Genomic DNA, 12,270 nt, shown 5'->3' with positions numbered 1-12,270 from the left:
AAAAAATACAGGCCCAAGGCAAAAGGATGATTGCTTATTAATTTTAAATACAGGACTTATGGACAACAGAATTACCCGCCCGATTCCATCAGACAGAGAGGTCGACTGGATCAGAACCAAAGTATTATTAAGTAAAACCGATACAAAAGGAACTATTTTATATGCAAACGAAGCGTTTATTGACGTTTCGGGATATGATGAGCATGAATTAATCGGTCACGCTCATAATATAGTGCGACATCCTGATATGCCCAAAGTGATTTTTAAATTCTTATGGGACAGTATTAAATCGAGTCAGAATATCCATGTCATTATCAAAAATATGTCTAAAACAGGGCGCTATTATTGGGTTGTAACCGATTTTAAAATTATAGCTGATGGTGACGGAGAAATTGTTGGCTATTTCGGAACCAGAAAGGCGGTACCGGACGAAATCATTACAAAGTTTATTGAGCCTTTGTACAAAAAATTGCTGCATATCGAAGAAGCAAGCGGAATGGGCGCTGCCGAAGACTATTTGATTGGCTTTTTAGAAGAGCGCAAAAAAACATACACCGAGTATGTAGATCATTTGATCGCTACAGGCAAAGACGATAAAAACAAAATAAGCAAAGGGCTTTTTAGTGGTCTTTTCGAAAAGAAATCAGCCCCTAAAAAATAAGCTTTAGCAGAATTATATACTTCATTGTAAGAGATTAACATATTCGACTTCCAAAAATTTGTCCCCCAACGAATTTAAATCACCAAAAACATCAGTCGTTGAATTTTTACTCTTTATTACAGTGAAGTATTTTTTTTTACCCAAATGCAGTAAAACACTAGTAATCAGGTATAAAAAAAGAAAAAAAAAACCTCAGAACCTCAGAACCTTAGCATCTTAGCACCTCAGTACCTTGCTAACTAATATAATTCCAAATATTCTTCTTTTTAGTCAGCTCGATAAAAACAGCTTTAAGGATGGCATGTTCCGGTTTTTGAAGCGGGCCGTCTTCTTTTAAAATCTTCATGGCATAATTACGAGCCGTACTTAAAATATCCCTGTCACGGACTATATCGGCTATCTGAAGGTTTAAAACACCGCTTTGCTGAGTCCCCATTAAATCGCCCGGGCCGCGCAGCTTAAGATCTACTTCGGCAATTTCGAACCCATCGTTAGTCTGAACCATTGTTTCCATTCGGGTTTTACTGTCAGAGCTCAACTTGAAACTCGTCATAAGTATGCAATAACTTTGTTCTGCTCCACGTCCCACACGTCCTCGCAGCTGATGCAGCTGAGACAATCCGAAACGTTCGGCACTTTCGATAATCATTACACTCGCGTTAGGCACATTAACACCCACCTCAATTACGGTTGTTGCGACCATAATATTGGTTTTACCTTCCGAAAAGCGTTTCATTTCAGCATCTTTATCGGCAGGTTTCATTTTTCCATGTAAGATCGAAATCGAATACTGCGGCAATGGAAAATCACGGGAAATACTTTCGTAACCGTCCATCAGATCTTTGAAATCCATTTTTTCCGATTCCTGAATCAACGGATAAACGATATAAATTTGTCTTCCCAGGGCAATTTCGTCGCGCAGGAATTTCCATACTTTCAGACGATTGCTGTCGTAGCGATGAACGGTTTGAATGGGTTTTCGTCCCGGAGGTAATTCGTCAATTACCGAAATGTCCAGATCACCGTACAAACTCATCGCTAAAGTTCGCGGAATAGGGGTCGCGGTCATCACCAAAACGTGCGGCGGAATTTCATTCTTCTTCCACAATTTCGAACGTTGTTCTACACCAAAACGATGCTGCTCGTCAATTACAGCAAGACCTAAATTTTGAAACTTTACCTTGTCTTCCAAAAGTGCATGTGTACCAATTAAGATCTGTAAACTTCCGTTTTCGAGTTCTTCATGAATGATCTTTCTGGCTGCAGTTTTACTTGAACCAGTTAGGAGTTTTATGTTGATATTTAGTGTTTTAGCTAATTCCGACAATCCGATAAAATGCTGATTGGCAAGGATTTCTGTCGGAGCCATCAGACAGGCTTGGAAACCGTTGTCTATGGCCAAAAGCATACTCATAAAAGCGACAATCGTTTTTCCGGAACCTACGTCTCCCTGTAACAATCGATTCATTTGGGCATTACTTCCCATGTCGGAGCGAATTTCTTTCACCACTCTTTTTTGAGCGTTTGTTAGCTGAAAGGGCAGGTGATGCTGGTAAAATTCATTGAAAAATTCACCCACTTTTACAAAAGGATGTCCTTTGATTTTGTGTTTCCGAATTAGATTTTTGGTTATTAACTGCAGTTGTATAAAAAACAGCTCTTCAAATTTTAAGCGATATTGGGCTTTAGCCAAAGCATCGGTACTTTTTGGAAAATGAATGTTAAACAGAGCCGCTCTCTTTGAAATAAGTCTTAGTTCTTCGATTAAATAGGCTGGAAAAGTCTCTGTAAACAAAGCCTGAGTCTCCAGAAACAATTGCTCCATTAATTTGTTAATGGTTCGGTTTGAGATGCCTTTATTGGCCAGAGTTTCTGTTGAAGGATAAACCGGTTGCATGGCCGAGCGAAGGCTTCTTTCGTGCTCGCTCCACAATTCGATTTCGGGATGCGCCATACTGAACTGGCTTCCATACAACGAACATTTTCCAAAAATCACACAAACTTCATTCAGTTTCAAACTCTCGCGAACCCATTTGTGTCCCTGAAACCAATTCAAGTCAATTTGCCCTGTATCATCTACAAAAGTAGCCACCAGACGTTTTTTATTCTTCGCAAATTCAACCGTTTTAATGTTGATTATCTTTCCAATAATCTGCACCTCAGAACCGGTATTTTGAAGTTCATTAATTTTATAATAACGCGTCCGGTCGATATACCTGTTGGGGTAAAAATTAACTAAATCTCCATACTTATGAATTCCCAATTCCTTACGAAGCAGCTGTCCACGACTCGGACCAACGCCTTTTAAGTATTCGATTGGGGTTTCAAGGAGATTATTAGACATGTAGTGATTTTAGATTTTAGATTGTAGAGTCAAGAAAATAGAGCCAAGATTCAAGATTATAGAACAAAGACTACAAGATGTAGAATTTACTCTATCTTCTTTGTTCTTGATTCTATTTTTTTGATCTATTTTCTTTCCTAACTGCGAAGATATATTTTAATTGGGAAATTTGAAAGTCGAAATTGTCGGTTTGCTATTTTGAAAAACAAAGATAATAAGTAGATTTGTTAAGATGTTTAAGACAATTTGCCCTTATTATGACTAACGAAGAAAAAGTTCCTTTTGAAACCATGACCTTTGCAGGTGTTGCATTCAAAGTGATCAATCGACACGAAGCACATACTATTATTGGAGATCTTACCGATTTTAACAATCAGAAAATATACAACGTTTTTGAAGACAGCTGGCGTTTTCCCGACTACGAAGAAAATTCGATATTTCTACTAGCTGAAGAAAATGTAGAAATGGATTCGTTTGAGATGGATTATAGTACAGAAGAACATTCGGATGTTTTTATACTTGGATTTATTTTCAAAGGAAATCTAACAGTGGGGAAATGTATAAGCTCTTATGATACTGATAACTCACCGGCCTTAATTGTTTTAGGAGAAACAACTACTGTAAATATTACTTTGTTTGGAAGTGTTCATTATTTGGGTGGTGGCTTAAAATGCGATTCGCTTATAGGCGAATACAACCATGGAGAGCTCTTTGTTAAAGGCGATGTTACAGCCTGGCTTATCTACAGCGATGATATGTGGATGCATTTTGAACGGTTTACCAATGTTCAGGCAATTGTTAATGTAAGCCGACCTGATGTGTTAATTTGCAGCAATCTAACTACAGCTGAAGGTTCAATTATAACAGTAGAAAATTATCTGCCATCAACGCATAAACTAAGCGATATTGCAAACGATTCTCTTATAGAGCAAACCCAATATGATACAGAGATTCTAGGAAATAATTATTATGAGGAAGCCTTTAAAAAAGGGCTATCCATTATTGATTATGACAAAACTGAAAAGTATCAGTACAGTGATTTCCGCAATCAATTTGTAAATTTAATTGAAGTTTTATCCGAAAAAGAAGAGTTTAAAAACGACGAAAGGCTTTATCGCCACATCGATGGTACCACGTACTTGTTTATTTCTTTTGATTATGAAGGAATGAAATACAGTCAGATTTCAGAAGAAATTGAAAATGGTTTTAATATCAGAATGCGCGGTTTGTGGTGTCATGATACGGAGAAAATTACACTCCTTTTGGAATATCTTGATGAAGAGGGAGATCCAAAATACCAATGGATGAACGACGAAACTGCGGTCGGAATTGAGTTTTACGGTATAAAACGTGGAGTCTTAAAAGCTTTTGAAGTGCTTGTGGAAGAACCCGTTGAAGAAGAAGAAAGCGACGAAACCGAATATGCTGAATACGACGGCAGTTTTTCATTAGAAGAATACTCAGCTCAGTTTGGTAAGTATGTTTTACCTGCAGATTTAGTGAAATTATATAAATTCGAGCAGGAATATGGTGTAGAAAGCTATTCAGAATGTTTTGGTTTGACCATAACTGAGGACAAGACCGGTATCAAAACATGGTCGGAAGAAGAAGAATTTTACAACAGTTTTATTGAATTTGCAGGAGCAAACGGATCAGGAAGTTCGTATGCGTACTGGCTCATAGACGATGATTTAAATAAGTGTCCGATAGTGGTTTTTGGTGACGAAGGCGGAATTCATGTCGTGGCAGAAAACACTCGTGAATTAATTCATCTGTTAACTTTTGATACCGAAATTTCAGTTGATTTTGATTCGGCTTATTTTTATAAGGATGAAGAATATTATGAAGAAAGTGAGAATAAAGAAGCTTTTGAACAATGGGTTAAAAAAGAATTTAATCTTGACACCATAACATCAACCGAAGAAACGGATGAAATTGTAAACCAGGCAAAAGAGAAGTACAAAACACAACTAAATGATTTTTTAGTACGATTTGGTATCGAAGTAGGCGAAGAGGACGAATAGTTGAGATAGATCTAAGTCTTCCTGGAAAGAGCAGAAAAGAATTGAAATCTTTATCTTTGAACAAAAAACAAAAAGAATGATAACACATTTAGCACTTTTGCGTGGTATTAATGTTTCCGGTCACAACATGATGAAAATGGAGGCTTTGAAAGCGATGTTAGAAAATATCGGCTTTCAAAATGTACGTACGTATTTACAGTCCGGCAATGTATTTGTTGATACAGAAGAAGAAAGCGCTTCTAAAGTAGGTTTCATGATCAAACAGGAAATTTTTAAGGTTTTCGGACACGAAGTTCCTGTGGTCGTTATTACTAAAAAAGATTTAGAATTGTGTTTTGAAAACAACCCATTTTTGAAAGAAAAAGATATTGATACCAAAAAACTCTATGTCGCTTTTGTTTCAGTTGCCTTAAAAAACGAAAATATAAACGATCTTAAAATTAGCCAGTTCAAGCCGGATGAAGCAAGTATCGACGGGAATAAAATTTTTATTAAGTATGCCGTTGGAGCCGGAAAAACGAGATTTGATCAAAAATATATAGAGAAAAAACTAAATGTAACAGCCACAATTAGAAACTGGAACACCGTTACTAACTTACTGAACATGTATTCTTAATTAGTCAATTAGATAATGTGCCAATGAGATAATGTGTCAATGAAGTAATTTTCTAATTGACTAATTGCCACATTATCTAATTATTTCATTAACCTCTTAGCCATTTTAGCATAGCCGGAAACGGAGGTTTTTCTTCTTCACGAGCGCGATCATTTCCTAAAGTAAGTCCGATCCATTCGAGAAAAGGCAGTCCGATGTAGTTTTTAGCCTTAAAACTGGAAATCAGCCATTCGGAATCGTTCTTATAACCGTTAGGATGGAATACCAGTTCGAGAGGCAACTCTAAATGAGTACATGCCGCAAACGACCATAAAATTGCAGCCATTTCTTCGGCTTCAGTGGGCCAGTTAGAAGCTATTTTGTCGGTACCCACAATTTGTCTATCAGCAGGAGAGGCAACAGCCAGATGTCCGGCTTCGTGTAAAATATCACCCGGATATAATAATTTGCCGTAATCAATAAAGATACAATTGGGGCCCAAATCCAAACCGGGAAGAAAAGTGTCATTCAGTTCCTTTTCAATTACATCTATCCCAATTTCATTAAGAAAAGATAAAATTTTCTTTACTTCTGAATTTTCTTTCGTGAACATATTCTCATTTTAAATCAAATCGCAATACCAAAACCCATAATCAAAAGCATCGCTGGAACTCGTATCACAAGCAGTGTCTGAGGACTCTTGTGTTTTAGGTTTTTCATATTTGCGGTAAACAATTTCGCCAATCTCAAAAGGTACAGGTGTTGAGAAAATCGGCCCGTCAAAAGTAAAAGTATGAAACTCGCCGTTTTCACCACAGACGTCGACATTTTCAGGTAAATCCCTGATAAAATCGGCATCGATAATTCGGCCCACAAAACTTTTGTCCAAATAACGTTCGTTAACACAAACTACAATCGTTTTAAAACCCAGAGAAATGAATTCCTGTATTAAATCACTCGTAGGGATCTTCCAAAGGGGAAAAACTCCTTTAAACCCAATCTTTTCCAATTGACTTTCGCGATACTTGCGCAAATCTTCCAGAAAAATATCCCCAAAAACAGAATGTGTGATTCCCTGCTCTTTTAATTCCGTCAGGGTTTCCGTCATAACACTCTCGTAAGCTTCCATTGTAGGCATTTCCGGAATCTCCATAACCTTCAGCGGCAAACCAATACTTTTCGCCTGCGCTTCGAGCAGTTCAACACGAACACCATGCATCGAAATACGCTGGTATTTTTGATTGACGCTTGTGAGTAAACACTCAATTTTAAAATCAGGATTTTGTAGAATTTTGTATAAAGCAAGAGCAGAATCTTTTCCGCTACTCCAGTTAAATAAGGCTTTTTTAGATATTGACACGCTGCTGTAATTTTGTGTCGTAAACTTACAAATTTCATTCGATTTGTTGATCAAACCTTTGTAACTTTGGGATTTCGCCTTCAATTTTGTTTCCATGAAATATATCCTACTGTTTTTTACCACTTTTACTTTTGCACAGCAAACGCAATTTGTTGATTTTAAAACCGTTTCAGGAAAACTGTCCTTAAATGCCATAGAAAAATCAATTTCCGGTACGGTTGATTATCAATTTGAAGTCCTGAAACCTATTGATACGATTAAGATTGATGCGAAAAACATGGATTTTTTTCATGTCCAGGTCGATAACAAAGAAGCTATTTTTGTAAACACCGGGAAAGAACTGCAAATTATTGGTAATTTTCAGAAAGGAGAAAATCACCTGACTTTTCAATACACCGCCAAACCAAAACAGGCTTTGTATTTTGTAAATATGGAGCATTCTGAAGTTCAAATCTGGACACAGGGGCAGGGAAGATATACCAGCAACTGGTTTCCCAGTTTTGATGACGTGAACGAGAAAATTGTATTCAGCTTAGGAATAACCTACGATGCCGCTTATCAGGTAGTTTCGAATGGAATTCTCGAAAATAAAACAACAACAGATACACAGACCTATTGGCAGTACAAAATGGAAAAGCCAATGAGTTCCTATCTTTTAATGCTTGCGATAGGAAAGTATGACAAAAAAGAATTCCGTGCAAAATCTAAGATCCCATTAGAATATTATTTAGAACATAAAGATGCCAATCGTTTTGAACCGACCTATCGTTATTCTAAGCGTATTTTTGATTTTATGGAGAAAGAAATAGGCGTTAAATACCCGTGGGAAGTCTACCGAGAGATTCCGGTTCGTGATTTTTTATATGCCGGGATGGAAAATACAACTTCAACGCTTTTTGCTACACGTTATGTGGTAGATTCAATAGGTTTTGAAGACCGTAATTACACCAATGTAGACGCACACGAATTGGCCCATCATTGGTTTGGCGATTTAATTACAGCTGAAAGCAGCACGCATCATTGGCTTCAGGAAGGTTTTGCGACTTATTTTGCAGCCTTGGCAGAAAGAGAGATTTACGGCGATGATTTCTTTTATTCCAAATTATACGATACGGCGCAACAGCTTAAATTTGCTTCCAGAACCGATTCTATTCCGGTTTTAAATGCCAAAGCAAGTTCGTTGACTTTTTACGAGAAAGGGGCCTGGGCACTGTTTGTATTACATGAATCCATTGGCGATAAAGCATTCAAAAAAGCGATAAAAAACTATCTCAAGAAATATGCTTACCAAACCGTAAATACGCAGAATTTCTTTGATGAAATTAAAAAAGTAGCCGATTTTGATCTGGAGAAATTTCAGAAAACCTGGTTGGAATCTACCATTTTTGATACGCCGACCGCAAATACTTTATTGAGTAAAAACAAATCAATTCAGGTTCGTTTGGAGGTAGATAAATTAAAAAAGACAGCTTTAACGGAGAAAGAAAATTTCTTAAGTAAAACTTTAAAATCGGATGTTTATTATACTGTAAAAGAAGCCATTGTAAATCAATTGGAGAACGAAAAATACGAAACCAAAAAAGCACTTTTATTACTTGCGATGCAAACCAATGATATTCAGGTTCGACAAGCAGTTGCCGGTAGTTTAAGTAAAATTCCGGAAGATTTTAGAACGGAATATGAAACCTTGCTCGATGATAAATCGTATCAAACACAGGAAGTTGCTTTGTATTGGCTGTGGAGAAATTTTCCGGAGCACCGTACCCGATATTTAAACAAAACAATAAACTGGATTGGTTTTAATGACTACAATCTGAGAACATTATGGCTTTCGTTAGCACTGTCAACGCCAAATTATACAGAAAACTCAGAAGCTCTAATTACTGAACTGATTGCCTTTTCTTCTACAAAATACGAAGCAACAACCAGACAAAATGCTCTTGAAAAACTAGTCGCATTTAAGATTATCAACGATGCTGTTTTAAGCAATTTAGTTTCGGCAACCACCCATCATATGTGGCAATTTTCAAAGTTTGGAAGAGATACCATCCGATTATTATTAAAAAATCAGGAGATGCGTACTTCGTTTGAAAGAATTTTGATTAATTTAAACCCCGACGAGCAATTTCAACTAAAGCGTTTACTGGCTGAGGAAGTAAAGAAATAATAGTTAATTATTGGAAATAAAAGAATAGAAAACTGAGTGATAATACGTGTAAAAGCAGTACTTGCAGATACATTTAATTCATAACTCCAAAAGCACAATTTAAAAATATGAGAGCATTGGTTATTTCTGGTGGAGGAAGTAAAGGGGCATTTGCCGGCGGTGTAGCACAATATCTAATCGAAGAAAAGAATCATGAATATGATTTGTTTATAGGAACTTCGACTGGAAGCTTGCTGATACCCCATTTGGCATTGGGGCATATTAAAAAAATTCACTCCGTTTACACCAATGTTACCATGGCCAGTATTTTTAATATATGTCCATTTGTGGTCAAAACTAAAGATGGGGTAGATATTGTAACCATCAATCACTTTAACGTATTACGTCAGTTTTTTAAGGGCAAGAGAACTTTTGGCGAAAGCAAAGGACTCAAGCGATACATTAAGAACAATTTCTCCCTTTCAGATTTTAACAAACTCAAAAAGTTGGACAGTGACGTGGTAATAACCGTAACCAATTTTACTAAAAATGAAGCCGAGTATAAATCTGTAAAGGACTGTACTTACGAGGAGTTTTGCGAATGGTCCTGGATTTCGAGCAATTATGTTCCGTTTATGAGTTTGGTTGAGAAAAACAACTACGAATATGGCGATGGCGGATTTGCAAGTTTAGTGCCAATTCGGGAAGCAATCAACCGCGGGGCAACAGAAATCGACGTCATCATTCTGGAAACAGAAGTTAATATGGATAAAACGGTTATTGGTAAAAACCCATTCTCCCTTATGATTGATTTGTTCCGAATTGCTTTAGATCAGGTTGAAAAACATGATATTACCATAGGCAAACTGCTGGCAAACAATAAAAATGTAAAACTAAATCTTTACTACACCCCAACAAAACTAACCGACAACGCCCTAATTTTTAATCAGGAAGTCATGAAAGAGTGGTGGGAGCAAGGGTATGAATACGCTCAGAACAAATCGGAAGTTATGAGTGATAATAGATAGTTTAGACTTACTTAGACTTCTTAGATTTTTAGACTGGTTTATACTTTTTTGGATTATTTGGAAGGGAAAAATCAAAAAAAAATCATTCGATTCTTAAATCTAAAGATCTAAGAATCGAATGATCCAATTGTCTAACAATCTAAGAAGTCTAAGTCAGTCTAAAAATCTAGAAAAGATCCGCTACTTCGTTTTTGATATACGCCAGAGCAGCATTACTAGGGGATTGTTTCTCCAGTAAATCATTCAAAATTACTTCACGTAACTTGTCTGCGCTGTCAACACGGTCACTCATAGCAGCTTTGCGAATAATTTGTATCGTTGAATTTTTGGCTGTTGTAATAATCGTCCAGCATTCATCCGACATATAAATTTGTTGCGTTAAATTATGCTCAAATTCCTGTTCGATTTGGTCGATTACAAAATTTTCATAGTCGTGCTTCTCGTTTGAAATAGGCGCAACACGGATTAATAATTTAGTCAAGTTGATACGCTCTAAGTATAAAGTCATGCGCTCATAAGCTTGTAAACGTATCGGCAATGATTCTTTATGAGCCTCTTTGTTCAATAAAAAATTGCGTTTTTTATCGAAGTTTTTAATGTGCAATTCAAAAAAACTGTAGGCTACAAATCCGGTAACAACAGCAGGTAAAGTATAACTGGCTAATTCTATAATTTTTGTAAAATCCATTGGGTTTAAATTTTCAGCAAAAATATACTTTTTGAGGAGAAATCCACTTTAAAATTATTGTAATAAACAATCTGGAAGTTTACTTTTGTGCAGTCTACTTAAAACGACTTCAAATACAATCATAATGGAAACCTACATCATCATTTTACTTTGTTTAGCAGCTTTTGCAGCAGGATTTATCGACGCTATAGTAGGTGGCGGCGGATTAATTCAAACCCCAATGGGACTGATACTATTGCCCAATTTGCCCGTTTCTACTGTGATAGGTACTTTAAAATTGCCCGCTTTTACAGGAACTGCTTTTGCGGCCTTTCAATATCTCAAAAAAGTGGTGATTCAGTGGAAGCTCCTTTTAATTATGATGTGTTTGGCGGTCCCGTCGGCATTTTTGGGTTCTACTTTACTGACTTATGTAAGCAACGATTTTATGAAACCGCTTTTATTGGTGGTTTTATCGCTGTTGTTGATTTATACCTACGCCAAGAAAAACTTTGGACAACATGAAGCCAAAGATCATTCCTTTGCAACACAAATCTTGTATGCAGTTCTCATCAGTATAATTGTTGGTTTTTACGACGGATTTATTGGTCCGGGTACCGGAAGTTTTTTTGTCGTAGCCTTTATTGCTTTGATGGGATTTGATTTTTTACATGCTTCCGCAAATGCAAAAATGGTGAATCTGGCAACCAACTTTGGCTCGATCTGTTTGTTTGCAATTAAAGGAAAAATCATTTGGACAATCGCTATTCCTATGGCAGTAAGCAACGGACTAGGGGGATGGCTTGGAGCAAAACTTGCCATAAATAAAGGTAATGGCTTTATTCGGGTATTCTTTCTAATTGTGGTAATCGGTACTTTAATCCGATTCTCGTACGATGTATTTTATAAGTAAGGCTCTAAGATACTAAGGCACTAAGTTTCTGAGGCTAATAAGTTATAATTAGCAGATTATGATGTTGTTGTAGCGACAAATGCTATTTTTGTATCATACTTTATTATTTTAAAAGATCATAATATGATAGAAATAGTTGAAAATTATGAGAATTACATCAATAGCCTACCCGAGTTAATTGGCAAATCCTATTATAAAGCAGAGTTTTTCATGCAAAAACTGGGCTTAAAACATGCGACTTATTATCGGAAATTGAAATCTAAAAATTTCACACATCAGGAAGTAAAGCTTATTACAGCAATATTATTTCCAGAAGAAATATTAATCCAAGAGTTTCAAAAAAGCGAAGAAAACATTAAAGCAGGTCGTACTATTGACTATTCAGAATTTAAAGAAAAACTAAGAACTAGGTTCAATATCTGATCTTCGTTTTTTCGCTATTTAAAAGAGGGGCAATCAGAAAAATATAGAGTTTTTACTATAAACTATAACTAACTTGAAACCTTAATAACTTACTCACGAACTAATTTCT

General features: G+C 36.3%; 11 protein-coding genes. 7 read left to right on the top strand and 4 right to left on the bottom strand.

Annotation, left to right across the window (positions count from 1 at the left end):
* The first annotated feature begins 58 nt into the window (after positions 1 to 58).
* Positions 59 to 661, top strand: coding sequence for a PAS domain-containing protein (locus OLM61_RS18035; protein ID WP_264523982.1), 603 nt, complete (start codon positions 59 to 61; stop codon positions 659 to 661).
* A 235-nt stretch (positions 662 to 896) separates the two neighbouring features.
* Here the strand turns inward: OLM61_RS18035 and recG are convergent, their stop codons facing one another.
* Positions 897 to 3,005, bottom strand: a complete 2,109-nt coding sequence (recG, locus tag OLM61_RS18030) for an ATP-dependent DNA helicase RecG (RefSeq protein ID WP_264523981.1) — start codon at positions 3,003 to 3,005, stop codon at positions 897 to 899.
* 257 nt (positions 3,006 to 3,262) lie between these two features.
* On the opposite strand from recG, the gene OLM61_RS18025 reads away from it, so the two are divergent.
* Entirely contained in the window at positions 3,263 to 5,029 is a 1,767-nt protein-coding gene (locus OLM61_RS18025; protein WP_264523980.1) for a hypothetical protein, read from the top strand.
* A 76-nt stretch (positions 5,030 to 5,105) separates the two neighbouring features.
* Positions 5,106 to 5,645, top strand: a complete 540-nt coding sequence (locus OLM61_RS18020; RefSeq protein ID WP_173966074.1) for a DUF1697 domain-containing protein — start codon at positions 5,106 to 5,108, stop codon at positions 5,643 to 5,645.
* A gap of 88 nt (positions 5,646 to 5,733) precedes the next feature.
* Here OLM61_RS18020 and OLM61_RS18015 read toward each other — a convergent pair whose 3' ends face one another.
* A complete protein-coding gene (locus OLM61_RS18015; protein ID WP_264523979.1) occupies positions 5,734 to 6,237 on the bottom strand; it encodes a hypothetical protein in 504 nt (167 codons plus the stop codon).
* Positions 6,238 to 6,246: 9 nt separating this feature from the next.
* A complete protein-coding gene (locus tag OLM61_RS18010; RefSeq protein ID WP_264526396.1) occupies positions 6,247 to 6,978 on the bottom strand; it encodes a diphthine--ammonia ligase in 732 nt (243 codons plus the stop codon).
* 100 nt (positions 6,979 to 7,078) lie between these two features.
* Between OLM61_RS18010 and OLM61_RS18005 the strand changes: the two genes are divergently transcribed.
* A complete protein-coding gene (locus OLM61_RS18005) occupies positions 7,079 to 9,151 on the top strand; it encodes a M1 family metallopeptidase (RefSeq protein WP_264523978.1) in 2,073 nt (690 codons plus the stop codon).
* Positions 9,152 to 9,258: 107 nt separating this feature from the next.
* Positions 9,259 to 10,158: a patatin family protein gene (locus OLM61_RS18000; RefSeq protein WP_264523977.1), complete on the top strand. Its 900-nt coding sequence runs from the start codon at positions 9,259 to 9,261 to the stop codon at positions 10,156 to 10,158.
* Positions 10,159 to 10,324: 166 nt separating this feature from the next.
* On the opposite strand, the gene OLM61_RS17995 is transcribed toward OLM61_RS18000, so the two are convergent.
* Entirely contained in the window at positions 10,325 to 10,846 is a 522-nt protein-coding gene (locus tag OLM61_RS17995; RefSeq protein ID WP_264523976.1) for a hypothetical protein, read from the bottom strand.
* A 124-nt stretch (positions 10,847 to 10,970) separates the two neighbouring features.
* On the opposite strand from OLM61_RS17995, the gene OLM61_RS17990 reads away from it, so the two are divergent.
* The gene (locus tag OLM61_RS17990) at positions 10,971 to 11,738 is read left to right on the top strand and encodes a sulfite exporter TauE/SafE family protein (RefSeq protein WP_264523975.1); all 768 of its coding nucleotides are present in this window, start codon (positions 10,971 to 10,973) and stop codon (positions 11,736 to 11,738) included.
* A 123-nt stretch (positions 11,739 to 11,861) separates the two neighbouring features.
* A complete protein-coding gene (locus tag OLM61_RS17985) occupies positions 11,862 to 12,161 on the top strand; it encodes a hypothetical protein (protein ID WP_264523974.1) in 300 nt (99 codons plus the stop codon).
* The last annotated feature ends 109 nt before the right edge of the window (positions 12,162 to 12,270 follow it).

This window comes from Flavobacterium sp. N502536 (assembly GCF_025947345.1).
Taxonomy (GTDB): Bacteria; Bacteroidota; Bacteroidia; order Flavobacteriales; family Flavobacteriaceae; genus Flavobacterium.
Note: the sequence above shows the minus strand (reverse complement) of the source record. Positions and strands in the feature narration are given on the sequence as shown.

Coding starts and splice junctions, on each gene's coding strand:
- OLM61_RS17985 (WP_264523974.1), top strand. CDS start 11,862: ATGATAGAAATAGTTGAAAATTATGAGAATTACATCAATAGCCTACCC.
- OLM61_RS18025 (WP_264523980.1), top strand. CDS start 3,263: ATGACTAACGAAGAAAAAGTTCCTTTTGAAACCATGACCTTTGCAGGT.
- OLM61_RS18005 (WP_264523978.1), top strand. CDS start 7,079: ATGAAATATATCCTACTGTTTTTTACCACTTTTACTTTTGCACAGCAA.
- OLM61_RS17990 (WP_264523975.1), top strand. CDS start 10,971: ATGGAAACCTACATCATCATTTTACTTTGTTTAGCAGCTTTTGCAGCA.
- OLM61_RS17995 (WP_264523976.1), bottom strand. CDS start 10,846: ATGGATTTTACAAAAATTATAGAATTAGCCAGTTATACTTTACCTGCT.
- recG (WP_264523981.1), bottom strand. CDS start 3,005: ATGTCTAATAATCTCCTTGAAACCCCAATCGAATACTTAAAAGGCGTT.
- OLM61_RS18015 (WP_264523979.1), bottom strand. CDS start 6,237: ATGTTCACGAAAGAAAATTCAGAAGTAAAGAAAATTTTATCTTTTCTT.
- OLM61_RS18020 (WP_173966074.1), top strand. CDS start 5,106: ATGATAACACATTTAGCACTTTTGCGTGGTATTAATGTTTCCGGTCAC.
- OLM61_RS18000 (WP_264523977.1), top strand. CDS start 9,259: ATGAGAGCATTGGTTATTTCTGGTGGAGGAAGTAAAGGGGCATTTGCC.
- OLM61_RS18035 (WP_264523982.1), top strand. CDS start 59: ATGGACAACAGAATTACCCGCCCGATTCCATCAGACAGAGAGGTCGAC.